This is a genomic window from Vibrio japonicus, assembly GCF_024582835.1.
GTDB classification, from domain to species: Bacteria; Pseudomonadota; Gammaproteobacteria; order Enterobacterales; family Vibrionaceae; genus Vibrio; species Vibrio japonicus.
The window spans coordinates 134,135-160,200 of record NZ_CP102097.1; the positions used below are offsets into that span (position 1 = coordinate 134,135).

Sequence of the window (26,066 nt, forward strand, 5' to 3'; positions counted from 1 at the left end):
TGCAGTGCCTTTTTGTTTCCTACTGCTCGTTTTGAAGGTAATAAGAGCAATGCATAATTTCTCTGCTTCAGTGAAGAAATACACTGATGCCATGTCAGGGCAAACCAAAGGCGTCATCGCGTCTATTCTTTGTTCGTTATTGTTTGCGCTTATTCCAGCGTACGTACAGCTACAGCCTTCGCTTGCGCCAGGCAACGTTTCTGGTGCTGGAAGCCACTGGCTAGCGGTACAGCGAATACTCTGGAGCACAGTGCTGTTCGTGATATTGCTGGTAGTTTCGAAGAGACTTCACCTACTAAGGCTGGCACTAAGTCATTGGAAAAAGTGGCCAAGGTATGCCCTGTCTGCGCTTTTAGTTGCGCCGCAATATTGGTTGTTTGTCTGGGCACCAGCCAACGGAGAGACGCTATCGCTTGCTTTAGGTTATTTTACAATGCCGATCATCATGGTGTTGGTTGGCCGATTCGTTTACCGAGAAACCTTGTCGTTTTTCCAGAAGTGGGCGTGTTATTTCGCGGTTGCAGGAACGCTGTATGCCTGCGTGCTTGCAGATGGGATATCTTGGGTCGTACTCGTGGTCGCGTTAGGCTACCCAGTGTATTTTATGCACCGAAAAACAATACCATTGGCGACCGATGTGGGTTTAACGGTTGACCACCTATTTATATTCCCATTCGCCTTGTTAGCGATGTTCTTTTTGTACCCGACTGATTACTTTTTCTCTCTGCCTGCTGGTGATTATGCTTACTACATTGGCTTTGGTCTCCTCGCCGTCACCCCTACGCTTCTTTATCTATACGCCTATTCCAAACTCACAGTGTCGATGTTTGGTTTACTTGGCTATGTAGAACCCACACTTATCTTCCTAGTCGGATTACTCATTGGGGATACTATCTCATCGCAAGAGATACCCACTTACCTCTTTATCATTTGTGCGCTGCTCGCCTTAGTGTTAGATGGCATCAAACGGTTTCGGTAGATCAAACAGCGATTCTCACCAAGCACACAGCTCAATATCAGCTAAATTTGTTTTAGTAACGTAACAAGGTAACGGCTGTGAACAACATTCATCTGATTAACGGCGACATCACAAAAGCTAACGTCGATGCCATCGTCAACGCGGCGAACCCCACATTGTTGGGCGGTGGCGGTGTAGATGGCGCTATTCATCGCGCCGCTGGGCCAGAACTTCTTAAAGAGTGTTATGGATTGGAAGAAACGGATGGAGTGCGGTGCCCTTTTGGTAAGGCTCGTATCACTACGGCGGGCCAACTGCATGCCAGATTCGTCATCCACACCGTAGGGCCGATATATAATCAATTTTCAGATCCAAAATCCATATTGGAATCTGCGTACACTCACTCTCTCGACTTAGCACTTGAAAATGGGTGTGAAACGGTCGCATTGCCCGCTATATCTTGTGGGGTCTATGGCTATCCACCAGAGGAAGCGGCAGAGATTGCCCTTTCAGTTTGCGCGCGCGAAAAGTACCAGTCACTAACCATGACATTTTATCTTTTTGGAGATGAGATGCTGCGTATTTGGCAGTTGGCGACAAAATCATAGCGACCGATCATTTTAAGCTCGCGTAGTAAGCTGCCACATTTGCAATATCTTCATCGCTTAACATAGAAGCTTGAGCTTGCATAACCGCTGCCAAGCCCCCAGTGCGTTCTTTGTTCTTATAGGCTTTGATAGACGATACTAAGTACTGCTCGTTTTGCCCCTTTAGGTGTGGGTATCCGGGAATGAGAGCGATGCCATCAATACTATGACAAGCGGCACAAATTGACGCTTTTGCCTTACCTGCTTCAATATCAGCGGCCATCGCCGACGTACTCATTAGGCCTACAGCTAACACTGCACCCATTAGTTTATTTTGCATTCCATTACCTCTCGTGTGTTCCCATACAAGCCAGACAACCACTAATACGCTCAATAGCGATGTCATGTCTGGCGATTTATATTGGATAGGATTTTGACTTTAAATTTAAAGATAGTCCCTAGCCTACACAAAACTCACAACTTGAAACAATTATGTGAACATATGCAACATTCAGATCATTAATATAACCCATTCTGTTTAACATTGATTTAAATCAAAAGCAGAGCGTTAACAAAGCTCTAGGCTAGTTGCATCTCTACCATGACTTGTTTCACAAAATATCGTGTTGTAGTTGCAGATAAACACTAGAACGAGGGAACACTTATGCAAAGGATTTTTACGCGAGTTCTAGTGTGTCAGGTGCTGGCACTCCTTTTTGTTAGTTTCAATAGCTACGCATTATTTGTCAGCCCGCCCAAAGACCCCATCCCCCTCATACAGCAGGTATTTCCTGACCTAACTTCGATCTCAGACAAACAAGGTGAACCGTTAGTCAGAACCATTAAAAAAGATGACAATATCATTGCTTACGCCTTTGAAACCAATGACATTGCTAGCATTCCCGCCTATTCCGGCGAGCCAGTTAACACGCTCGTTATTATCGATCCTAAAGGTCAGTACTTGGCGTCAAAGGTACTAGAACATCACGAGCCCATTATTTTGGCAGGCATACCTGAAAGCAAACTTTGGGAGTTCAGTGACCAGTATGTAGGTTTATCTGTTAAAGACCGAATTAAAGTGGGCGGTAAACAGAATGCGAGCTATGTGCCCATCGATGGTTTATCGGGCGCGACGGTAACCGTGATGGTGATGAATGTTGCCATTACCAAGGCCGCGACGAAAGTTGCCGAATCACTCGGCATCTTGAAACCAAGCAGCAATGTCATTCAACCCAAATCCACGATTAAACATGACGTTTTTGCTCAGAAAAACTGGCTTGAGCTAACTGGAGATGGCTCTATTCGTAAACTCTTGGTTCGCAAAGGAGCGGTGCAAGAAGCGTTCAACGATACTGAAGCGGAGAATGTAGATCGCGTTAAAGATAACGAAGTTGACCAAACATTTGCAGAAATCTATTACGCTTTGGCAGATATCCCGACTATCGGCAAGAACTTGTTTGGCGAGCAAGAGTATCAATGGCTAACCAAAGACTTAAAACCCGATGAGCATTTAATCGCGATTTTTGGTAATGGCTACTCCTATAAAGGCTCTGGTTATGTTCGTGGCGGTATTTTCGATCGCCTGCAAGTACATCAAAACGAAAACGAGATTTCTTTTAGAGACTTAGACCACAGCCGTATCCTCGATCTTCGTATTGCTGGCGCACCTAAGTTTCATGAAATGTCTGTCTTTAAAGTGCAAGCCCACCACGAGTTTGACCCCGGTGCTAGTTGGCAAGTGGAGTTACTTGTGCGACGCCAGCTAGGGGCAATTGATAGTGTCTTTACGAGCTTTAAGGGGGAGTATGACCCACTACCTGAATACGTTGACACACCTGAACCAATTATTATCGAGCCAGAACTGTCGTTAACCCAACAAGTCTGGGATGAGAGCAAAGTCAAAGTTATCATTCTGCTCGCACTTATCACAACTCTCATACTCATGCTGTTTTTCCAAGATATATTGGTCAAGCATCCAACCTTTATGCATCGTTTTCGCCATGGTTTCTTGGTGATTACGGTTGTGTTCATCGGCTGGTTATGGGGTGGACAGCTCTCCGTCGTGAACGTCTTTACTTTCCTAAACGCACTCATGACCCAGTTCTCTTGGGACTTGTTCTTACTAGACCCGATGATATTTATTCTATGGTGCGCAGCCGCTGTCACCATTGTTATGTGGGGACGCGCAGTTTACTGCGGTTGGCTATGTCCATTTGGAGCACTTCAAGAACTTATCAACCAAAGTGCCAGATACTTTAAAATACCTCAGTTTGAGCTTCCGTGGGCAGTACATGAGCGACTATGGGCTATCAAGTATCTAATATTGCTTGGCTTGTTTGCACTGTCTTTAGACTCACTTGCCCTCGCGGAACAATTTGCAGAAATTGAACCATTTAAGACGACATTCTTGCTGAAATTCGATCGTGAATGGCCATTTATCTTATGGGCGGTGTTCTTACTTGCGCTCAACCTTTTCAATCGCAAAACTTTCTGCCGCTATTTATGTCCGTTGGGTGCTGCACTTTCTGTGTCTAATAATATCCGTCTATTCAACTGGCTTAAACGTCGCCCTGAATGCGGTTCACCTTGCAAAATCTGCGCGAAAGAATGTGAAATCCAAGCGATTCACCCCAACGGTGAAATCAACATGCGCGAATGTCACTACTGCCTAGATTGCCAAATCACCTATTCCAACGAAAGCAAATGCCCACCCTTGAAAAAGCAGGCTTATAAAAAACAGAAACAGAGACATGCTGATATCCCAGTAACCGAAATCCCTTAAGTTGCGAGGTACCGTAGCACTCGCTGCGGGCATCTACATGTATCAGCCCTACACATAATAAATTGGAGACTTAACATGAGCGATGACGACAAATACCTCAATGAAGACAATTTGCCGGTCAATGCCGACCGACGAAAGTTTTTTGGAACCAGCGCAGCAATTGGATTGGGTGTCGTCACCGCCCCAATGTCTGCCGCAATGTTTGCTTCGATGGCGAAAGCTCAAGCAGCAGAAGCCGGAAACAGTCCATATGTTGAGCCCGGTGAAATGGACGAATACTATGGGTTTTGGAGTGGTGGTCACTCCGGTGAGGTGCGTATTCTCGGTATCCCTTCTATGCGCGAACTTATGCGTATTCCTGTTTTCAACACCGACAGTGCAACTGGTTGGGGTTTTACCGACGAAAGTAAACGTATAAAAGGAGATAGCGCACATATCATGTCTGGTGACTCACACCACCCTCATATGAGTATGACCGATGGTCGCTACAACGGTAAATATGTCTTTATCAACGATAAAGCTAACTCGCGCGTTGCTCGTATTCGTTGTGATGTTATGAGAGTGGACAAAATGATCACGATTCCTAACGTTCAAGCGATTCATGGTCTTCGCGTACAAAAAGTCCCTGAAACTAAGTACGTTATTTGTAACAGTGAATTTGAGATCCCAATGAATAACGATGGTAAAGCGACATTGGAAGATGCCAGCACTTACCGTTCTCTATTCAATGTGATTGACGCCGAAAAAATGGAAGTGGCATTCCAAGTCATGGTTGATGGTAACCTCGATAATACGGATGCCGACTACGACGGAAAATACTTTGCGTCAACCTGTTATAACTCCGAAATGGGCATGAACTTAGGCGAAATGATCACAGCAGAACGCGATCACGTGGTTGTTTTCAGTCTTGCTCGTTGTGAAGAAGCGTTAAAAGCAGGTAAGTTCAAAACATACAACGGTAATGAGGTACCTGTACTTGATGGCCGTAAAGGCTCTGACCTCACTCGCTACATTCCCGTGCCTAAATCACCACATGGCATGAACACCTCACCAGATGGTAAGTACTTTGTTGCCAACGGCAAACTGTCGCCAACGGTATCTGTTATTGCTACCGCTAAACTGGATGACTTGTTCAACGACAAAATTCAACCAAGAGACACCATCGTTGCCGAACCTGAGCTAGGGCTTGGTCCACTGCACACCGCTTTTGATAATCGCGGTTTTGCTTACACGACCTTGTTCCTTGATAGCCAAATTGCTAAGTGGAGCTTAGAAGAAGCAGTAAAAGCGTACAATGGTGAGAAAGTTAACTACATCAAACAGAAAATTGATGTGCACTATCAACCAGGGCACAACAGTACGTCGAGTGGCGAAACACGTGATGCGGATGGTAAGTGGCTTGTTTCACTCTGTAAGTTTTCCAAAGACCGCTTCTTACCTGTAGGTCCACTAAGAGCTGAAAACGACCAACTTATCGATATTTCTGGTGATGAAATGAAACTGGTCCACGATGGACCGACATTTGCTGAACCTCATGACGGAACGATTATCCACCGCAGCAAAGTAAAACCAAGCAAGATCTGGTCTCGCGATGATCCTATCTTCGCGGAAACGGTAGAAATGGCGAAACGCGATGGTGTTAACGTTATGACGGATAATAAAGTGATTCGAGACGGTAATAAGGTTCGTGTCTATATGACGTCAGTCGCGCCGACTTTTGGTATGAACGAGTTCAAAGTCAAACTGGGCGATACAGTGACGGTGGTCGTGACGAACCTTGATACCATCGAAGATGTAACCCATGGGTTCTGTATGACGAATCATGGTGTGCAAATGGAAATCAGTCCTCAGCAAACCGCGTCAATTACCTTCGTTGCTGATAAACCTGGCGTTCAGTGGTACTACTGTAACTGGTTCTGCCATGCGCTTCATATGGAAATGCGAGGCCGAATGCTAGTGGAGGCGTAATTCGCGTTTCATCCAGCTCCCTCTTTTACGGAGGGAGCTACCTTGTATTTTTGACTACGTGAGGATGAATTCATTGAAACATACTTCTTGGCTGCTCATCGTTACTCTCATCTATCACGGTTATGCGTTTTCCGCAGTAACAGCAGTACATCCAAATGATGATTTACAGAAAATACTCAATCTTGCCGAGCAAGGTGACACCATTGTTCTAGATCAAGGGCGTTATAACGGAAACTTTACGGTTTCTACCGCGTTAACTCTGACCAGTACGAGTGGCGCGACGATTGATGCAGGCGGAAAAGGCAACGCGATCACACTGACGCACTCAGGTATCGAGATTTCAAACCTAAACATCGTGAACTGGGGACGAAACCTCACTGACCAAAATGCTGGGATCTATTCGGACAAGGCGGTACAGGACCTGACCATTACCCGTAATCACCTTGAAGGTGATGGCTTTGGTTTGTGGATTCAAAGAGCTCAAAACATCACGATCAGTGACAACGTGGTGGTGGGTAACCCTTCACTTCGTTCCGCCGACAGAGGCAATGGCATACAGCTGTCTACCGTCAAAAATGCCCACGTAAGCAATAACACCATTTCACAAACTCGTGATGGACTTTACGTCATCTCTAGCCAGCAATCCGAGTTACGTAATAACACGATGCACGACCTCAGATACGGCATCCATTATATGTATTCTCATAGTAATCGTGTCATTGGTAATCTTGCTTACAATACTCGCGCTGGGTACGCCTTAATGAGCTCTAAGCAGCTTTCCGTTTTGGGCAACATCAGCCGAAACAATGAAGATTATGGCATGCTGATGAACTTCATTACGAACTCAACCATCAGTTACAACCAAATCAAAAACATATGGACCAAACCTGAAAACAAAGTCGTAGGACGTGAAGGAAAAGGGTTATTCGTCTACAACTCTGGCTATAACGAAATCAGCTACAACACCATTGATACCGCGGAGATAGGTATCCACCTTACTGCGGGATCGGAAAACGTAAAAGTAAGCGGTAACAGCTTCATAAACAATCCGGTACAAGTTAAATATGTCTCTACTCAAGCACAAGAATGGAGCATAGAAGGTAGAGGAAACTATTGGAATAACTACCTTGGCTGGGATTTAAACAATGACGCGTTAGGCGATACGCCTTTCGAACCGAATGATGGCATTGATAAAGTGGTCTGGAAATACCCCGAAGCTAAAGTCCTGCTCGACAGCCCCGCCATACTTTTGCTGCGCTGGATACAAAAGCAATTTCCAGTCCTAAAACCGTCTGGTGTTAAAGATTCTTTTCCTCTGATGTCTCCTTTAGACATTTCGGCAGAACTAGAGCAGCTCTCCGCTCCTGCCCCATTACAAACACAAGAGAGTCATTTATGAGTACAGCCATCGTTCAGCTCACTAACGTTAGCAAACATTATAAGTCTCTCCATGCGGTTGATGACCTGAGCTTCTCGATTCAACCAGGAGAAGTACTAGGGCTATTTGGTCATAATGGCGCCGGTAAAACCACGACTATGAAGCTGATTCTTGGCGTCATTGAAGCTTCAGAAGGAACCGTGAGCGTTTTTGGTTCCAACCCATCCACAAAACAAGCGTGGCAAAGCCGGAAGCAGATTGGCTACCTTCCAGAAAATGTGAGTTTCTATGAACAGCTCACCGGATTAGAGGTTCTCACCTACTTTGCTCGCTTAAAATCGGCACCGAAAGCTCAGGTGAAGCAATTACTGACACAAGTGGGATTGGCCGACGCGTTGAATCGGCAAGTCAAAACCTATTCCAAAGGGATGAGGCAACGTTTAGGTCTTGCTCAAGCCTTTTTGGGCGACCCAAAATTGCTACTGCTCGATGAACCAACCGTCGGCCTTGACCCGATTGCCACTCAAGAGTTTTACCAAAGCGTTGACTCGCTCAAGCAAGGCGGTGCTAGTGTTCTTCTCTGTTCTCACGTGCTTCCCGGGGTTGAGCAACACATCGACCGAGCAATGATTCTGTCCAAAGGCAAAGCCATCACCATTGGAACGCTCGAAGAACTAAGAAAGCAAGCAAAGCTGCCAACCAAAATCAAAGCGACTGGTCTCAACGGTGCAATTCAGGCCAACACAATCTTATCGTCTTTTGCCACTTCGACTAATCAGCTCTCCGTACCAAACGAAGACAAAATGAAGGTGCTAAGAGAGCTACTTGCTTATGAGTCACTGAACGATTTGCAAATGGAGCCTGCAAATCTAGAACAGATTTATCAACACTTTCTCCATTTACCCAGCGAAGATCCGAAGTCAAAGGAGCTCAAATCATGAACCCAATTTTTGCTGTTGCGCTTAAAGAGTTTCAAGATGGCCTGAGAAACCGCTGGTTTGTCTCTATTACTTTGATCTTTGCGCTGTTATCTATCGGCATTAGCTACTATGGCAGTGTCGCGTCAGGCCAATTGACCACTCCATCCCTGTCGACCACGATTGCGAGTCTATCCAGCTTGTCCGTGTTCATCATTCCGCTCATCGCACTTTTACTGTGCTACGACAGTTTTGTTGGGGAACAGGAATCAGGAACACTACTGCTTCTTATGACCTACCCAATTAGCCACGCCCAACTGCTACTGGGTAAGTTTATTGGTCAAGGGAGCATTATCACGTTATCGACCATGCTGGGCTTTGGTGCGGCAGGCGTACTACTCAGTGTCACTACAACACACCAATCCATAGCCAGTGCCTTTATCCTCTTTATTGTCACCTCAAGTCTCTTGGGGCTTTGCTTTATTGCATTGGCCTATCTAATCAGTTTGCTGGTGTCGGAGAAATCCAAAGCAGCGGGAGCCGCATTATTAACTTGGCTGTTCTTCGTGTTGATATTCGATCTCGTATTGCTTGGCGTTTTAGTGGGAGGGTATGAAATCCTCGATCAAAAAATATTGGTTCAGATCATGATGCTGAATCCCGCTGATCTTTTCCGACTCATTAACCTTGCTGCGCTCAACCACAGTGATGTCAATGGGGTATTGGCTGTTGCTATAAACAGCAGTCTGTCTACGTCAAGTTTAATCATTGTTATGCTTGTATGGATTACGCTGCCTCTCGGCATTTCTCTATTGGTTTTCCGACAAAAACACCTCTAAGTCACCACATAAGGATTACGTAATATGAACACCGCTAAAAGTATCTTTGTCGCCTTGCTCTCGCTATTTGTATTTGGGTGTGGAGAAGTAGAACAGCAGCAGATGGTCAAACAGGCGCAAGCCATAGAAAGTGCAGATGAATGTCATCTTTGCGGAATGGTCATTAAAAACTACCCTGGTCCCAAAGGGCAGGCATTTCAAAAAGGCGAAGATAATACGGTCCGTTTTTGCTCGACGAGAGATTTGCTTAGCTACATTTTACAACCTGAGAATCAAAGGCAAATAGAGCAGATATTTGTTCACGATATGAGTAAAACGCCATGGCAAAAGCCAGAAGACGAGTACTTTATCGATGGTAAAGAAGCTTGGTATGTGATTGGTTCAAGTCAAAAAGGCGCGATGGGGAAAACACTCGCCACTTTTAGTAAAGAAAGTGACGCACACGCGTTTAGTCAGGAGTTTGGAGGCAAGGTGTATCAATTTGGTGATATTACTATTGATATTCTATAGCTGACGAATTCAGATAATTAGACAAATCGATCAGACTACTGGCACTCGAAAACGTTGCGTTTTTCCTAAACGAAAACTAACGTTGATGACCCTGATTTAACCATGTAACTCAAAATCTTCTACCGCGAAGTCAATCAAAGCTCTAACCTTCCGAGGCACGACATTTCCTGTCAGGTACACGGCACTAATGGGTTGTGTTGGAGCTTTGTAATTGGCAAGTAGTTTAATCAATCGCCCCTTTTCAATGTCTTCCTGTAGAACAAAGTCCGGACAAAGAGCGATACCACGTCCATCAATCGCCCAATCCTTAGCAATTCTTGCGCTGTTTACCATAAGGTTACGCGAAGGCGTAAATGTTGTTTGCCCTTGCTCATCCATAAAGACCCACTTCCCGTAACCTCTTCGGTTGGTATCAATCACACAGATATGATGGTGGAGATCTTCCAGTGTTTTTGGTGTGCCTTTCTCTGCCAAATATTCAGGGGAAGCAACTAGAAAGCTGGTGATTTCCCCGAGCTTACGGGCTTTGAGAGTGGCAACATCAGGGAGGCCAATTCTAAATGCGAGGTCGAATCCATCGGTAGCAAGGTCGACAAAGGAGTCCGTAAGGCGAAGATCGATGGAAAGTCCGGGATGGCGCTCGGAAAAGCGGCTTAGAAAACCGGTAATGTATATTTCACCGAAAGTGACTGGTGCGGAGATGCGTAGCAAGCCGGTTAATCCTTTCGATTCTTCAGATACAGAACCCAACATATCATCAAACTCGTCCAGAAGTACCGAGGCACGCATTAGCAATTCTTGCCCAGTTGGCGTTAATCCAACCTGTCGAGTCGTTCTTTGTAACAGCCGCGCGCCTATGCGCTCTTCCAACTGAGCAACGTATTTTGAAGTTAAGCGGTTTGAAACGCCAAGTCGTTCAGCGGCCTCTGTAAAAGAGCCTGTCTGCGCCGTAGCCACAAAGGCCTTTAATCCATCTATTAAATCCATTGCCTGCCTCGACGATTTGGAACATTAAGAGGACTGTTATTCTACATCATCGCCATTGTATTGAAAGTAGCGAAAAACTGAGTTTGCTGATACCAAACGCGGTAAATTGTGAGCATCGGGTAAAGAAATGATAAATAGCCATTTATCAACACAGTGCTGATAAATGGCCTAGCTCTTAAATTTCGCTTACTGACTTAACGAGCTTACTAATGTGAGCGGGAACCAGAGGACGAATACCTGCTGGGTTGAGATCTTTAATTGAGTAGTATCCCGCTATGATGTGGTCGATACTGACTGTGTCTGACACGCCAGGAAGCCTATATATCCTCTCCATGTAAGCCGACAGGTTCGGATAGTTAGCAATCTGTTTGTAACTAGTCTTGAACAAACCGTAATACGCGGCATCAAAGCGAATCAAGGTCACAAAGGTTCGTACATCAGTTTCTGTTAAGCGATCACCCAGTAGGTAATCCTGCCCATCCAGTCTTTCCTCAAGCTCGTCGAGCATCGCGAAAACGCCGTTTGCCGCTTCTTCATAGGCTTCTTGAGATTTTGTAAACCCGGCCTTATAAACACCATTATTTAAGTCTTCATAAATACGAGCATTTAGGCTTTCAATGTTTGATGCCAACTCCTTTGGATACAGTCTGACACCGGATGGCACAAGGTGCTCAAATGCGGTATCCAACATTCGCAAAATATCTGCGCTTTCATTGTTAACCATGACATTCTGCTTGGTATCCCACAAGACTGGAACGGTTGCGCGGCCAGTGTAATCCGCTTTCGCACGGGTATAAATCTCATGCAAATAACCGGAATTAAATAGTGGGTCGTTGTCAGCGCCCGGATAGCCGCCAAAACGCCATCCCTGAGTGGTGAGTACCGGGTTCACTACTGTGACCGATATCATCTCTTCCAACCCCTTAAGCTTTCTAGCCATCAGAGTTCGAGAAGCCCACGGACAAATCAACGCCACATAAAGGCGGTAACGTCCGGGCTCAGCTTTAAAACCACCAACTCCTGTAGGACCAGCACTGCCGTCCGGAGTAATCCAGTTACGTATTTCGGATATCTGGCGGACAAAGCGCCCTTTCTCATCACTGCTTTGCAGAGCTTTCCAGTCCTCTGTCCATTTTCCATCAACTAACATAATTGTACCTTCAAAGTTCAGAAGCCATGAAATACGAATGAGCGCATTAGTCCTGCTCCAAGGTCTATCCCTTCAATCGTAGTCACAAGTTCATTTTTACCATCTGAAGCCCCTGCTATAAACAGTGCAGGAGCAAGATGCCGCCAAGCAGCATCTATATATTTCAAGCAATCTCAGCGGGGGGTTATGCGTACTGGCCTAATAGCTTATTGATTACCGGTATTTTTAGCGCATAAACGCCACTCCCCAACAAACCAATAGCGATTTGTACTAAAGTCCAGAATAGTGGGTATTCCCAGCCACCACCGGCATTTGAAAATCCCCAACCATTTCCAGAATGGGCCCAGAAAGCGCCAAGTAAGACTGGGATTAAAGCAGCGGAAACAACACGTGTCGCAACCCCAAGTACTAATGCCAGACCGCCAAGTAGCTCAGCAACAATGGTCAAGTAGGCAATAATCGGAGGTAGTCCGAGACTTTCGAAAAAGCCCACTGTGCCAGGGATGGTAAACACAAATACTTTTGTCAGCCCATGAGCCAAAAATAGCAATCCGGATGTCACTCTTAGTAAGAATGCAGCGTAAGGGGCGGTGTTTGAATCAGTCATGATAGTGTCCTCATATTTGTTCTGTCAGCTTCGGGTAACTAGGCTGAATCGCCACACCCGTTTGGTATGAGGAAAGTATGCGCGTACAGCTCTATCAACACAATGACGAATATATGGAATGATAATCAACAAAACGTTCCAAATGACGGCATATGGTAGAACTAGGCATGACTAAAACGTGGGCGTATAGATAAAACCCGCACTCAATAATGGTCATTGAGTTCACAAATAAGATCGATATTAGCTTTTTCGAATGGGATGAGAGTTACTTGTCTTGGCGAGAGTTTAAAGTGTTGGGGACGGTATTAAATGAATGAGGGCGACATACACCCTCATTCAAATAGAAACAGTTTTATTACAATACCTTAGATAAGAATTTCTTTAGCCTCGGGTTGGTTGGATTATCAAAAAATCGCTCCGGGGTGTCCGACACTAATAGCTCACCATCTTCCATAAACAACACTCTATCTGCCACTTCTTTTGCGAAGCCCATTTCATGTGTCACGACAACCATCGTCATACCATCCTTTGCTAGGTCTTTCATAACATCCAGTACCTCGCCGACCATCTCGGGATCGAGCGCGGAGGTAGGCTCATCAAACAACATGATATTTGGCTTCATCGCAAGTGCACGCGCGATTGCTACACGTTGCTGCTGACCGCCAGACAAATGATTGGGGTAATTATCCATCCTCTCCGAAAGGCCAACCTTGTAAAGTAAATCTTTAGCCTCTGCCTCTACTGATTTAGCGTCTCGTTTAGAGACTTTAAGTGGCGCAAGCATCACATTCCCTAAGGCCGTTTTATGCGGAAACAGATTAAAACCTTGGAAGACCATACCAACATCTGCACGCAGCTTATTGATATCCGTCGCTTTGTCATACATGTTAATGCCATCCACGATAATAGAACCGCTATTTATCGTCTCTAGCTGATTAATCGTTCTAAGGAAAGTTGATTTACCAGAACCCGATGGGCCGACAATAACAATTACCTCTCCTTTTTCAACGTCTACTGATACATCCTTCAGAGCGTGACAGCCATTAGGGTAAATTTTGTTGACTTTTTTTGCTGAAATAATGTGTTCCATTAATGACTCCAATTAATCACTTGCTGCCAGTTTCTTTTCTAACATTTGTATTGCCCAAGACAATGCGCTGGTTAAAAGTAAATAAAGAGCCGCTACCGTAAACCACACTTCAAAAGGAGCGAAGCTGCCACTGACCACTTCTCTTCCCGCTTTGGTGAGGTCGGTAATAGAGATAACAGAAACTAAAGATGAATCTTTGATCAGGTTGATAAACTGCCCAGCTAAAGGAGGTAATGTTTGCTTAAACGCTTGTGGCAAAATTACATAAATCATCGCTTTGGGGTAGTTCATACCTAATGAACGTGCTGCTTCCATTTGTCCTTTAGGGATAGATTGAATACCGGAGCGCACGATTTCAGCGACATATGCGGCAGTAAACACCGAAAGAGCAATAACACCAGCAGTAAAACGCTCTAGATCAAGCACAGTACCAATAAAGAAGTAAACAATAAAAATTTGTACTAAGAGAGGGGTTCCGCGAATGACCTCTATGTAGACGATAGATAGCTTTTTTAGCGCTGGGTTACTCGATATTCGCATTAAACCTATCACTAAGCCCAACACTAAAGCGATTATCAGAGACCAAATAGAAATTTCGATCGTGGTAAAAACGCCCTCTAGAATAGGTCCAGTACGCCACTCTTTTACTGTCGCCAACGTGTCACCTTCAAAAATAAGGTCACCCTCGTAGACATCAACCGATTTATAGCTCCCTAGCTGAAGGACAACATCACCGTTGATATTTTCGAGCGCAAGTTGGTTATTCTCATCGAGTATTATATTGCCATCTACAGGAGCCTTAATTGATGAGGCGGCGTTAGTAGCGATGTAAGGAATGACACGTTCCCAATTCCAGTTGTAATCAATTCGCTTTCCTGAGAGATATACGAGGCCGCAAATTGATAGCAAAACAAGAACAAAAACAGCATTCCATAAAAAGGATTTAAGATTATTTTGCATGTTATTCCGAAAATTACTTTTGAACAAACTTGGTAGGATGTATGGGGTAAGGTACAAGTTAGCTTCAGAAGCCTAGTTATATTGCTTAGCAATAATTCAACTCTGAAGCTAACCCACGCACCTAAAAATGAAAGTGAGGTTATTTAACCTGCTTTAACCATTTATCGTCGTTAAACCACTTTTCATAAATGCGATCATAAGTGCCATCGCCTTTAATTTGACGTAAGTAGTTATTTAGGAAGTTGATGGTGTCGAGGTTACCTTGAGGTACGGCCCAACCAAGAGGTTCGTAAGTAAACGGTTCAGACAAGTGTAGTAACTGGCCTTTATTTTCTGCAGTGTAGATTGAGTTGTACGGGAAATCATAGACAAAGGCATCCACCTTCCCATTCGCCACCTCAAGTACTGCTTCTGATTGTGTTTCGTATAAATTTGTTTTTGCTTTTGGTAGATAGCGCTTAACCGCTTGCTCGCCAGTTGTCCCAAGCTTGGTTGCAACAACATAATCAGGACTATTAAGGTCACGGTAACTAGACACTTTTCCTTCGTGTTTAGGATCGACAAGAATTGATTGACCGATGACCACATATGGATCTGCGAAGTTGACCTGAGTATTTCGCATTGCTGTGATGGTCATCCCCCCCATAATCATGTGACATTTGCCCGTTAGAAGTGTAGGAATAATGCCATCCCAAGCGGTATTTACGGGTACAAATTTAACACCCATAGCGCGCGCCATTTGCTTCCCTAAGTCGATATCAAACCCGATATACTGACCGTCTTTTGCTGTCATCTCAAACGGCATATAACCGGAATCAAAACAGACTTTCAACTCTCCGGTGTTTTTGATGTCGTCCAAAATTGGGTCAGCCATCGCTGTAGTTGACACAGTTAACCCTAGTGCAGCAAGACAAAATAACTTTTTCATGGATATTCCTTTATCGTTTGTTGAAGCTTTTTTATACACGACCAGAAAATAAAAAACCATAGAATGTAATAATTTAATCAGTATAAGCTTAAAAATCTGCGTTAAGCCAAAATAAATACATAAAAACAACAAGGGGATTATTATAAACACGCAGTGGCTGGAAAACGTTTAACGTTATCTAAATCAATAAACAAAACGCGAATCTACGTAAAGGCTTACGCAATCAATGATGACGTTGATATAACACAAAATACCTAAACAGTTTTATTAAACGGATTATGGTAGGTTCAGATTGCCGTTTTGTGATTTAAATATTCGGAGAGGTCTTTAATAGCGAAAACTACCGCCAAACGTTTGGTATGCTGCTGTATTACCCACTGATAACTTGGTAGATTGAGAACCAAAAACAGATAAACAGATACGAAAAAACACGCAGTTAAGCGCTTTATTTTAAACAATTAGGAAGTTCAGATTATGATAAGAAGAATTGGAGCGTACTGCGGGAATCGAACCCGCATCATCAGCTTGGAAGGCTGAGGTAATAGCCATTATACGAAGTACGCTATGTCGTGTGGACCTGAGCTAATATGCCAGATCTGACTGAAAAGAAAAGTCTTTTTTTCAAAAAAACACTCAATCGGTCACTCTTCCATCAAATCGAACATATTAAGCTCAATGTGAGGTTGCTTCTGTGTGAATCGGTAGGTTGGATTTGACTAAAAACTCCATTTTATATTTGCAAACAACAAGGTAGCGGGCGTGGTTCCAAACAGGCTACGGCTTGTACCATCAAAACGCTGAATGATGGTCAGTAACTGCCAGTCATTCGCGAGTGAATAGTGGTTCGACAACCCCAAAAAATACGAATTATCGTCGTAGTAAACCGTTGAAACGCTCATACGGCTGAGCGGCGTGAGATCAAACCCCAATTCCAAATAACCGGTATGATGCGTAAAGCTCAGCGTTTTCGCGTTCAACGGTAAACTCAGATAGCGTCGCGCGCTTTGCGTTTCTTCAGGTTTTTCGATATATAGCCACGCTGCTCGTAGTAGCCAGTTGTTTTCGCCTGAAAAACTGTAATCACTTTCAAGGCTTAATACCGTGTTGTCGTTGAGCGTTATGCCTTGATAGCTGTCACGACGTGGCTTAAACCAGGTCACTTCACCTCTAATCCCCGCTCCATGCCAATCCGTCGCAAACCCCGCGCCAAGCACATTGTCCAGCGCGTTTTTTCCACCAATAACTTGGTAATCCCAGCCACTGTCATTTCCGTAATATCGAACGGTGTAGTCGTTTAGCACTTGGCTAGTATCCGGGCTAAAAATCACCTCCACCCCATCGGCAAAACCGAGTGAGTGACCAAGCATAATTGCATCACTGCCCGCACGCTCTTCATAGTCAACGTCGTAAATGGAATAAGCGTTAAACAAATCATTCGGATTCCAAACGGTATTCATGGACCAGTTAATACGAAACCGCCCAACTCTGGCATTCCAGTCATCTTTGTGCCAATCCATAAACAAGCGGTCAAACTGACTATTGACGATCACAGAATCTTGTTCAATCACGTTTTTGCTTAGATCCCAATACCCTGTATCTAGGCTGACAAGTTGTTCATACATGGGAATATCTAAGCTATCCCCTGCGAGAGCACGATTTCGCAGACCGGCATTAAACGCAAAGTGATTAGCAAAGCGGTACTCAAAGTTAAATCGCTGGTGAATCAGGTGGTCGATAGCATTGCTCGAGTTATCAGGATTCGAATAAGTCAGCATGTATTTAACGTAACCATCGAGATCCCAGTTTTTCTCGGGTTCTAGCCCAGGTATTTGCGCCGCACTAGGGTGAGACAAGCACATCACACCAACAGCGAGCCAAAGCGTTCTGGAACGTTTAGTCATTCCCCACAACCTCAAGTGGAACTTTATCTTGAGCGCTGCACCAGTCTTGCTTGAGCTTGCCATCTTCAAACACAATCACGCGCCTTGCTCTTTTGATCACTCTTGGATCGTGGGTGGAGAAGATAAACGTCGTGCCTTCCTGTTCATTAAGCCTTTGCATAATGTCGAGAAGCTCTGCGGTACTTTTTGCATCTAGGTTGGCGGTCGGTTCGTCGGCCATTACAAAACGCGGATTTGGTGCAAGAGCCCGTGCCACTGCCACTCTTTGCTGCTGCCCACCCGACATTTTGCTCGGAACTTTGTCTTTCTGTTCCATCAGGCCGACCTGCTTTAACAGATCCAGCGCTCTACGTTTGCATTCTTGCTCACTATGCCCTTGTAACTGCATCACAAATTCAACGTTTTCCAACGCGGTGAGTACTGGCAGCAAACTGTAGTCTTGAAAGATAAAACCAATGTGATCACGCCTAAACGCGATAAGCTCTTTTTCTGATAAGGCACAAATATCACAGCCATCAATAAACACAGATCCCGAACTTGGTTGGTCAATTCCTCCAATCAAGTTCAGTAAGGTGGTCTTACCCGAACCTGACGGCCCCATCACCGCGACAAATTCACCCTGCTCGATAACAAGATCAACATTCTGCACAGCATGAACGGGGAACTCCGTCTCTGGATTGTAGGTTTTGCACAAGCGGCTTAGTCTGATCGTCATTATTTTTTCTCCGCCATCGCGTCCACAGGACGTTGCTTTAAAATCTGCCGCGCGGGATAGATGGCAGCGAGTACACTCGCGACAAATACGGTCAAAAACGTGATCTGATATTCGCGGTACGACACTCTGGGATACAACACCGTATCTATCCCATACGCCCCTAGCCCATCAGACATGCTCGCTAAGGACATTCCGTAATGATGTAATACGGCAATGAGCGTGGCACTGGCCGCCAATCCTAACAGTGCCCCCGTCGCGCCTAACATGGTGGTTTCTAACATAATCAAGGTGAACACTTTATGTTTTTGCATTCCGACCGCCATCAGTACGCCGAACTCTTGAGTGCGCTCGAACACCGACATCAACATGATATTGATGATCCCAAACATCATCGCGACCACAAAAATCACTAAGATGATCCTGTTACTCACGTGCATAGTATTCATCATGGTCGCAAGCATGGGCTGGATCTGCTTCCAGTCTCTTACGAGCACGGGGGCACTGTTCGCCACCTTATCTGTGACTTGGTGAATGTCTTGTTTCGCTTGGATAAGATCGGAGCCGTCGTTGAACAAAATGGCTATCTCATGCACGCCCTGCATCGAAGCGGTTTTTTGCAAATCCGATTTGCGAACAAAAACGTTACCTTCATCAAACTGTGTCGATGGCGTTGAAAATATCCCCTTAACCCGATACGCCGCCCCAACGACCTGCCCAGCAGCATCCGTAAACGTGAGTACGACTTTCGAGCCCACTTTCAACCGAAGACGCTCTGCGAGTTTCTGGGAAACCAATATCGGGTTGCGCCCTTCTCTGTCGAGAAACTCCCCGTCACTGATCTTCGTACTTAGCGGTGTTAAGCGCGCTTCATCGTCAATGTTAATGCCATTAATCCGTACGCCACGATTGCTGCGAGCAGAGGCAACCATACCCACGGCAATAAATCGAGCAGAGACCGTTTGCACGTTTGGCAGAGTTCGTAACAGTTCAGCTAAATGCTCTCCGTTGGGTATTTCCTCCACGATATCGGGGTTACTCACATATTTGGGGTTATGCAGTTGAATATGGCTGGTTTGCCAACGGATCGCATTGCTCAACATGCTATCGACAAAGCCCGTCATAAATCCCATCATCGCGGTCACACCGAGCAGACCAAACACCACCGCGCCTAAAATGATGGACGTGCGTAGCTTGTTTCGCCACAGATTGCGCCACGCTAACTTAACGAGCATAGCCGCCTCCTTTCAGCGCACGTGCCACATTCAACTTTGAAATGCGCCAAATGGGGTAAATCAAGCAAAGCAACATGATGATTAATACGGTGATGATTTGATTGACGACCAATTGGCCATCAATCAACACGGGTAAAATCGGCTCAAAGCCAGAATCACGCATGAGTTGCGCGGCATCTCCGGTAAATTCGATTGGATTGAAATAGAAATAAGCCAAAACGGGAGTGGATAAAATTAATCCTAGAATCACCCCTGCGCAGGCAATAAAGAGTGACTCCAATAACACTAGATTGGCCAGTTTTATCCGCAGCATGCCTGTCGCGAGCATCACGGCAAACTCGCGCTGGCGTTCAAGCGTCATCATCAAAATCGTCGCGAACAACCCAAAGCCTACAATGCCGTAAAGCACATAAACCAAAAAGATACCGCTGGTTTTATCCATTAAGATCTGCTGCGCCAGTTCTGGCGAGAGCGCTTGCCAGTCTTTCACTACCACATCCGGCTCGTAAAACATTTTTAGATGTGCGACCTCTTCATCCAGTTGCTTGAGATCCGCAATATCGAGCACCCAATTGGTCACTAAACCTTGGGTAGAATACAACTGCTGGGCAGCCATCAAGGGCATATATACCAACTGATTGTCCAATTGCTGAAGTGGAAAATGCAGAATGCCCATCACTTGAAACAGACCAGCAGCAGTTTGGCCGCGATATCCCTGACCATACAATACCAACTCGTCCCCGACACTTAGCTGCAAATATTGGGCTAGGCTTTCACCGACTAATACCGCTTTGTCAGAGCCGCGAAGGAATTCCCCAGCGCTCAATTTTGCGCTGATGTTCGAGTAAGCGTCTTCTCTTTCTGGCTCCACGCCAAGCACCATCACCCCTTTTGAGCGATCTCCCGAGGCGGCGAGTGCCACAGATTCTATACGAGGTAACGCTCGCGTCACTCTAGCAATCTCGAACGCGGGTTGTATAAATCCTTGGGATTGAGGCAGCACATCATCAATGCTGTTGGAGGTGTAAAAATCTGGATGCTGAAGCTGTATAAGACCGGTGTAAAACCGAGCGGCATTTTCAATATTGGCGTTGTAACTTCCCTCTTGGAAACTTCGGGTTAATAAAGAGAGAAATAAAGCCAGCGCCAATGCCGATGACGTCAGCACCGTGCGCCGCTTTTGTCGCCACAGATTTCGCCACGCCAACCTAATTAGCATCTCGCTATTCTCGCAAAGATTTCATTTGGCTAAGAGAAAAAAACTCGCTATCAATGTTGAAATTGAACTGCGCACGGTGCGTGGTGAACACGGTTTTTTGTCCGGGTTTATCGACTGGGGCCATTTCCATTCGCGTCGGAAGCATTCGTCCTCCTAATTTTTGAATATCGAACGTCTGCAACACGTTAATCAAATCTTCGAACTCGTCGTAGAACTCCACTTTTCGTTGGAGGTAGGTACTTTGAGAGATCCATAACGTCACTCGGCTCCACACCACAGGCGCTTCCGGTTTGGCAATCGCATCAATCACCCAGACGGGTTCGCCATCAAAAACATCATCACGGATCAAACGGTGTTGGTAATCGACCACGATTGAAGATTGGTTAATCAGATCATCATTCGTAAAGTCAGACCCCATCCAAGATTGGCTCAACATCGAAGGGGCAATTTTAATTACGCGTTCAATACTTGGCACCCAATTCCACATTTCTCGGCCACGTTTTAAAGACGCACTGCCTTTGTCTTTCGCGGGGGCAGTGACCAAAACCAGAGAGAGTTCTGTCCCTTTCGTCCAACTTTTCATACTCATAGAGCGTGTCCAGGTGGGCCGGACTATCTCCATAGTGGCTTCGCTGTAACTTGAATCCCCGCGCATTGCTTTGTCCGATGCCGCAACAACATCACTTGCATTAATAGAGGTGGCAGCAGTTGTCGAAACAGACAAGCCAGCCAGTAAAAAAAGAAAGGAAAATCGTGTGGCGAATGAACGCATCTCGCCTCCGCTTTGGAGTGGAACACTTCATTTAATATAGCAAGCTAAGTGAATGTATAGATGAGAGTTTGTTCAAATAATAATATTTGGAGGCAGTACCCGCCTGCTGGAATGAAAAAAGCCTCCGTAAAAACGAAGGCTTGAATAAGGCATTGAGATTAGATGTGTGTCGCTGACACGCAAGCGATTTCCTAGAGCGATCAATCCATTCATAAAATGCAATATGCCACTCGTTTCAACCACTATAAAGTTCTGTCTTTTTTCACTATTTCATCATGGAAAACTGTGCATTTTACATACAAACAGTTTCATTAGCCGTTTAAATCAGCAAAACATCCAATAACACTAAAAATAATTTCATGGAACTTAAAACCAAACAATAAAAATTAAACAGTATTTTATTTTGTTTTATTGGCAAAATTACAGTCAAACAAAGAACTGTTTTCTGGATCAAATTTTCCGACAAAAATATTGCGCGTTTAAAAATAAAATGAAAAATAGAAAATTGTTACCAAGATGTAACAAAACACAACATTTGATAAACAACATTCATAAAAACTTTTTTTTCACAGGCAGGAAAAGCATGAAAAAGTGTATTTCGCTTGCTCTTTTGGCAAGCACTTTTGCAAGCAGCGCTTCAGCTTCAAATTTGGATGAAGCAATCAACGAAACCATTGCACCTATCGTCAACCCTTTTGTAGGAATGATCTTCTCGACTATTCCGTTCCCTTTTACTGACGTTCAGGTGCCATGGATTGTTCTCTGGCTAGTTGTAGCCGCATCATTTTTCACATTCTATCTAGGCTTTATCAACATTCGTGGATTTAAACACGCAATCCAACTGGTATCGGGTAAGTTCTCAGATCCGAAAGCCAAAGAAGAAGGCGAAGTATCTCACTTCCAAGCATTAACCACTGCCCTTTCAGGCACGGTCGGTTTGGGTAACATCGCGGGTGTCGCAGTCGCGGTATCAATCGGTGGTGCAGGTGCAACATTCTGGATGATTTTGGCTGGCCTTTTAGGCATGTCGAGTAAATTTGTAGAGTGTGCACTAGGTGTTAAATACCGTAACACTAACCCAGATGGATCCGTTTCAGGTGGTCCTATGTACTACCTGAGCAAAGGTCTTGCTAAGCGTGGAAACGCGGCATTTGGACGCACTTTAGCTGTACTGTTTGCAGTATTTGCGATTGGTGGCTCTCTGGGTGGCGGCAACATGTTCCAGGCAAACCAAGCGTTCAAACAAGTGGTTAGTGTGACTGGTGGCGATGCGTCTTTCTTTGCGGATAAAGGCTGGCTATTCGGTATTATTCTTGCCGTTGTTGTGGGTATCGTCATCATCGGTGGCATTAAATCCATCGCGAAAGTGACAGAGAAAGTGGTTCCTTTCATGGCAGCCATTTACGTCGGTGCCGCGTTAGTTGTTCTACTGATTAACTTTGACCGTATTGATGATGCGTTTGGCGCCATCTTCAATGGTGCATTTACTGGTGAAGGTATTGCCGGTGGTGTCATTGGTGTTCTTATTCAAGGCTTTAAACGTGCCGCTTTCTCGAATGAAGCAGGTGTTGGTTCTGCCGCAATTGCGCACGCAGCAGTAAAAACCAAAGAGCCAATGTCCGAAGGTTTTGTCTCTCTACTAGAACCGTTCATTGATACTGTTGTTATCTGTACTATGACGGCGCTTGTTATCATCATCACTGGATATTTGGACACAGACACAGGTCTTGCTGGTGTTGAGCTGACTTCTGCGGCTTTTGGTAGCGCAATCGGCTGGTTCCCATACGTGCTTTCTGTCGCTGTTGTATTGTTTGCCTTCTCAACCATGATCTCTTGGTCGTACTACGGTCTAAAAGCTTGGACATACCTATTTGGCGAAAGCAAAACGGCTGAATTTATCTACAAAGTGAAGTTCTGTGTCTTCGTAGTGATTGGTGCGGCAATGAACCTAGGCCCAGTGATCGATTTCTCAGACGCGATGATCTTCGCAATGGCACTGGTCAATATTGTTGGTCTATACATTCTTGTCCCTGAAGTTAAACGTGACCTAGCGGATTACCTAGAACGCTTTAACGCAGGCAAAGTGTACAAAGTTCAGCAAGAACCACGCTTAGTTGAACAGCCAGAATAAAGGCATACTCTCCCAAACAGCAGGCGTCGGTCTGCTGTTTTTGTATCTTCAATCCCCCCACTTTGCCTTGGTTATGCCCCTAACGACGAGATAAAAAAACCGCGCTATTAAAGCGCGGTATCTTGGGCTTGCTAGGGTCTGCTTATCTTTCGTGGTTAATTTTTGTTCGAAAGGCCAACAGACCCTAATAACAGGGATAGTTCTTTTATAATTTATCGTTAAGTTTTGCTTTTAGCTTCAGGCGCATGGCGTGAAGAACAGGCTCAGTGTAACCATTAGGTTGAGCGCAGCCTTCAAACACCAACTGGCAAGCCGCAGAGAACGCAATACTTTGCTCAAAGTTAGGTGCCATATTGATGTAATTTGGGTCACCTGCGTTTTGCTCATCAACCACTGCTGCCATACGTTGCATGGTATTCATCACCTGACGCTCATCACAGATCCCATGACGAATCCAGTTGGCAATGTGCTGGCTAGAAATACGCAATGTTGCTCGGTCTTCCATCAAGCCAACATCATTGATATCGGGTACTTTAGAACACCCTACCCCTTGGTCAATCCATCGCACCACATAGCCAAGAATCCCTTGAGTGTTGTTATCCAGTTCACTTTGAATCTCTTCAGGTGATAACTTCTGATTACCTAATAATGGAATCGTCAAAATATCATCGACGTTAGCGCGCATGCGTTCACGAAGTTCTTTTTGGCGGCTTTGGACATTCACTTGATGATAATGCAATGCATGCAGCGTCGCGGCAGTTGGTGAAGGCACCCACGCCGTGTTTGCTCCCGCCTGTGGATGGCTAATTTTTGCAGCCATCATTTTTGCCATATTATCCGGCTCTGGCCACATGCCTTTACCAATTTGCGCCTTACCTTGCAGACCGCAAGCCAAGCCAAGATCAACGTTTTGGTCTTCGTATGCGCCAATCCATGTCATGGTTTTAAGCTGTGCTTTAGGTGCAAACGGGCCAGCTTCCATACTTGTATGAATTTCATCTCCCGTTCGGTCTAAGAATCCGGTATTGATAAACACAACTCGGTCTTTTACCGCACGGATACACTCTTTCAAGTTAACAGAGGTACGACGCTCCTCATCCATAATGCCGACTTTGATCGTGTATCTCTCTAAACCCAGCGCATCTTCTATGCGGCCAAACAGTTCATTGGTAAACGCAACTTCTTCAGGCCCATGCATCTTAGGTTTTACGATATTGATGCTTTTCGCCGTCGAGTTCTGAAACGGGCTATTGCCTTTTAAATCATGCAGGGCAATTAACGAAGTGATCATGCCATCCATAATTCCTTCTGGCACTTCATTCCCATCAGCGTCGATAATCGCCGGGTTAGTCATTAAGTGACCGACATTACGAATAAACAGCATACTGCGGCCTTTTAACGCAATTTCTCCACCCGATACGCTGGTGTAATGGCGATCCGGATTAAGGCGACGTACTAGAGTTTTACCGTTCTTTTCGAGAGACTCTTCCAGATCACCCTGCATCAACCCCAACCAGTTTCGATAAGCCAGTGTCTTGTCTTCACCGTCCACCGCAGCGACAGAGTCTTCGCAGTCCATGATCGTGGTTAACGCGGCTTCCACCAGCACATCTTTGATACCAGCGCTATCTACTTTGCCAATAGGCGCAGTAGGATCAATTTGAATCTCAATATGTAAGTTATTGTTCTTTAATAGAATGCATGATGGGGCATTGGCATCACCCTGAAATCCAATGAACTGATCACTGGCGACAAGTGTCACTTCCTCACCATTGGCGAGCGTTGCAATTAAGGTATTACCAACGCTGACATTGCTGATGCTGTATTGCGTCACTTCTTTGTGAGAGGCACCATGCAACGGGGCAGCTTCATCAAGAAACGCTCGCGCATACGCCACGACTTTTTCGCCACGTATTGGGTTAAAGCTTCCCCCTTTCTCTGCGCCATCGCTTTCACTAATGACATCGGTTCCGTACAGAGCGTCGTACAAGCTTCCCCAACGTGCATTCGCTGCATTCAAAGCAAAACGAGCATTCATGATAGGCACAACCAGTTGCGGCCCCGCTTGAGTCGCAATTTCTGGTTCAACGCTAGCCGTGGTCACTTCGAAGTCTTCGCCTTCAGGTACTAGGTAACCGATTTCTTGCAAAAACTGCTTATATTCTGCCGCATCAATTGCTTGACCCGCTCTTTCTTGGTGCCAAACATCGATTTGATGTTGAAGGTCATCACGCTTGGTTAATAACGCGCGATTTTTAGGAGCAAGATCCTTAAGGATAGATTCAAAAGAGCGCCAAAAGTCTTCAGCTCGAATGTCCGTTCCAGGGATCGCCTGCTCATTAACAAATTGGTAGAGGGTGCTATCAATGTTCAAGCTGCCCTGTTGAATACGATCGCTCATAAACTCTCTCTAAAATTAAACAATGACTACTAAA

Annotated in this window: 22 protein-coding genes and 1 tRNA gene; 9 read left to right on the forward strand and 14 right to left on the reverse strand. The window is 45.2% G+C overall.

The features are described 5' to 3' along the window. Nucleotides 1-49 precede the first annotated feature (49 nt). Both rarD and NP165_RS13905 read left to right on the forward strand, forming a co-directional pair. Nucleotides 50-979 carry an EamA family transporter RarD gene (gene rarD / locus NP165_RS13900; RefSeq protein WP_257086326.1) on the forward strand — a complete coding sequence of 310 codons (930 nt, stop codon included), beginning with the start codon at nt 50-52 and terminating at the stop codon, nt 977-979. Nucleotides 980-1,056: 77 nt separating this feature from the next. Next, nucleotides 1,057-1,566: an O-acetyl-ADP-ribose deacetylase gene (locus tag NP165_RS13905; protein ID WP_257086327.1), complete on the forward strand. Its 510-nt coding sequence runs from the start codon at nt 1,057-1,059 to the stop codon at nt 1,564-1,566. Between the two features lie 7 nt (nt 1,567-1,573). Here NP165_RS13905 and NP165_RS13910 read toward each other — a convergent pair whose 3' ends face one another. Then, entirely contained in the window at nt 1,574-1,885 is a 312-nt protein-coding gene (locus NP165_RS13910; RefSeq protein ID WP_257086328.1) for a c-type cytochrome, read from the reverse strand. Between the two features lie 324 nt (nt 1,886-2,209). On the opposite strand from NP165_RS13910, the gene nosR reads away from it, so the two are divergent. The 6 genes from nosR to NP165_RS13940 all read left to right on the forward strand — a co-directional run bounded on the left by nosR (nt 2,210) and on the right by NP165_RS13940 (nt 9,939). Beyond that, nucleotides 2,210-4,327 carry a transcriptional regulator NosR gene (gene nosR, locus NP165_RS13915; RefSeq protein WP_257086329.1) on the forward strand — a complete coding sequence of 706 codons (2,118 nt, stop codon included), beginning with the start codon at nt 2,210-2,212 and terminating at the stop codon, nt 4,325-4,327. A 75-nt stretch (nt 4,328-4,402) separates the two neighbouring features. Further along, the gene (nosZ, locus tag NP165_RS13920) at nt 4,403-6,295 is read left to right on the forward strand and encodes a TAT-dependent nitrous-oxide reductase (RefSeq protein WP_257086330.1); all 1,893 of its coding nucleotides are present in this window, start codon (nt 4,403-4,405) and stop codon (nt 6,293-6,295) included. A gap of 73 nt (nt 6,296-6,368) precedes the next feature. Next, a complete protein-coding gene (locus NP165_RS13925; protein WP_257086331.1) occupies nt 6,369-7,694 on the forward strand; it encodes a nitrous oxide reductase family maturation protein NosD in 1,326 nt (441 codons plus the stop codon). Continuing rightward, nucleotides 7,691-8,614: an ABC transporter ATP-binding protein gene (locus NP165_RS13930; protein ID WP_257086332.1), complete on the forward strand. Its 924-nt coding sequence runs from the start codon at nt 7,691-7,693 to the stop codon at nt 8,612-8,614. The genes NP165_RS13925 and NP165_RS13930 overlap by 4 nt, the downstream gene beginning before the upstream one ends. Continuing rightward, nucleotides 8,611-9,429: an ABC transporter permease gene (locus tag NP165_RS13935; protein WP_257086333.1), complete on the forward strand. Its 819-nt coding sequence runs from the start codon at nt 8,611-8,613 to the stop codon at nt 9,427-9,429. The genes NP165_RS13930 and NP165_RS13935 overlap by 4 nt, the downstream gene beginning before the upstream one ends. Before the next feature lie 24 nt (nt 9,430-9,453). Beyond that, complete coding sequence (locus NP165_RS13940; protein WP_257086334.1) at nt 9,454-9,939, forward strand: nitrous oxide reductase accessory protein NosL; 486 nt, start codon at nt 9,454-9,456, stop codon at nt 9,937-9,939. A gap of 96 nt (nt 9,940-10,035) precedes the next feature. On the opposite strand, the gene NP165_RS13945 is transcribed toward NP165_RS13940, so the two are convergent. From NP165_RS13945 to NP165_RS14000, 12 genes are all read right to left on the reverse strand, one after another. After that, nucleotides 10,036-10,926 carry a LysR family transcriptional regulator gene (locus NP165_RS13945; RefSeq protein WP_257086335.1) on the reverse strand — a complete coding sequence of 297 codons (891 nt, stop codon included), beginning with the start codon at nt 10,924-10,926 and terminating at the stop codon, nt 10,036-10,038. Between the two features lie 175 nt (nt 10,927-11,101). Beyond that, nucleotides 11,102-12,076, reverse strand: coding sequence for a glutathione S-transferase family protein (locus NP165_RS13950; RefSeq protein WP_257086336.1), 975 nt, complete (start codon nt 12,074-12,076; stop codon nt 11,102-11,104). A gap of 184 nt (nt 12,077-12,260) precedes the next feature. After that, nucleotides 12,261-12,683, reverse strand: coding sequence for a DoxX family protein (locus NP165_RS13955; RefSeq protein WP_257086337.1), 423 nt, complete (start codon nt 12,681-12,683; stop codon nt 12,261-12,263). 355 nt (nt 12,684-13,038) lie between these two features. Further along, complete coding sequence (locus NP165_RS13960) at nt 13,039-13,773, reverse strand: amino acid ABC transporter ATP-binding protein (RefSeq protein ID WP_257086338.1); 735 nt, start codon at nt 13,771-13,773, stop codon at nt 13,039-13,041. Nucleotides 13,774-13,785: 12 nt separating this feature from the next. Beyond that, on the reverse strand, nt 13,786-14,733 hold the full coding sequence (locus NP165_RS13965) for an amino acid ABC transporter permease (protein WP_257086339.1): 948 nt from the start codon (nt 14,731-14,733) through the stop codon (nt 13,786-13,788). A gap of 139 nt (nt 14,734-14,872) precedes the next feature. Continuing rightward, nucleotides 14,873-15,661: a transporter substrate-binding domain-containing protein gene (locus NP165_RS13970; protein WP_257086340.1), complete on the reverse strand. Its 789-nt coding sequence runs from the start codon at nt 15,659-15,661 to the stop codon at nt 14,873-14,875. A 488-nt stretch (nt 15,662-16,149) separates the two neighbouring features. Further along, nucleotides 16,150-16,224: transfer RNA gene (locus tag NP165_RS13975), tRNA-Gly, on the reverse strand. 153 nt (nt 16,225-16,377) lie between these two features. Then, complete coding sequence (locus NP165_RS13980) at nt 16,378-17,562, reverse strand: hypothetical protein (RefSeq protein WP_257086341.1); 1,185 nt, start codon at nt 17,560-17,562, stop codon at nt 16,378-16,380. Beyond that, the gene (locus NP165_RS13985) at nt 17,555-18,277 is read right to left on the reverse strand and encodes an ABC transporter ATP-binding protein (RefSeq protein ID WP_257086342.1); all 723 of its coding nucleotides are present in this window, start codon (nt 18,275-18,277) and stop codon (nt 17,555-17,557) included. The genes NP165_RS13980 and NP165_RS13985 overlap by 8 nt, the downstream gene beginning before the upstream one ends. After that, nucleotides 18,277-19,509, reverse strand: coding sequence for an ABC transporter permease (locus NP165_RS13990; protein WP_257086343.1), 1,233 nt, complete (start codon nt 19,507-19,509; stop codon nt 18,277-18,279). Before NP165_RS13990 ends, NP165_RS13985 begins: the two co-directional genes overlap by 1 nt. Beyond that, entirely contained in the window at nt 19,499-20,728 is a 1,230-nt protein-coding gene (locus NP165_RS13995; RefSeq protein WP_257086344.1) for an ABC transporter permease, read from the reverse strand. Before NP165_RS13995 ends, NP165_RS13990 begins: the two co-directional genes overlap by 11 nt. Before the next feature lie 4 nt (nt 20,729-20,732). Next, on the reverse strand, nt 20,733-21,500 hold the full coding sequence (locus NP165_RS14000) for an outer membrane lipoprotein-sorting protein (RefSeq protein WP_257086345.1): 768 nt from the start codon (nt 21,498-21,500) through the stop codon (nt 20,733-20,735). A 583-nt stretch (nt 21,501-22,083) separates the two neighbouring features. On the opposite strand from NP165_RS14000, the gene NP165_RS14005 reads away from it, so the two are divergent. Beyond that, nucleotides 22,084-23,631, forward strand: coding sequence for an alanine/glycine:cation symporter family protein (locus NP165_RS14005; RefSeq protein ID WP_257086346.1), 1,548 nt, complete (start codon nt 22,084-22,086; stop codon nt 23,629-23,631). Nucleotides 23,632-23,836: 205 nt separating this feature from the next. On the opposite strand, the gene NP165_RS14010 is transcribed toward NP165_RS14005, so the two are convergent. After that, nucleotides 23,837-26,032: a malate synthase G gene (locus NP165_RS14010; RefSeq protein WP_257086347.1), complete on the reverse strand. Its 2,196-nt coding sequence runs from the start codon at nt 26,030-26,032 to the stop codon at nt 23,837-23,839. Nucleotides 26,033-26,066: the final 34 nt, after the last annotated feature.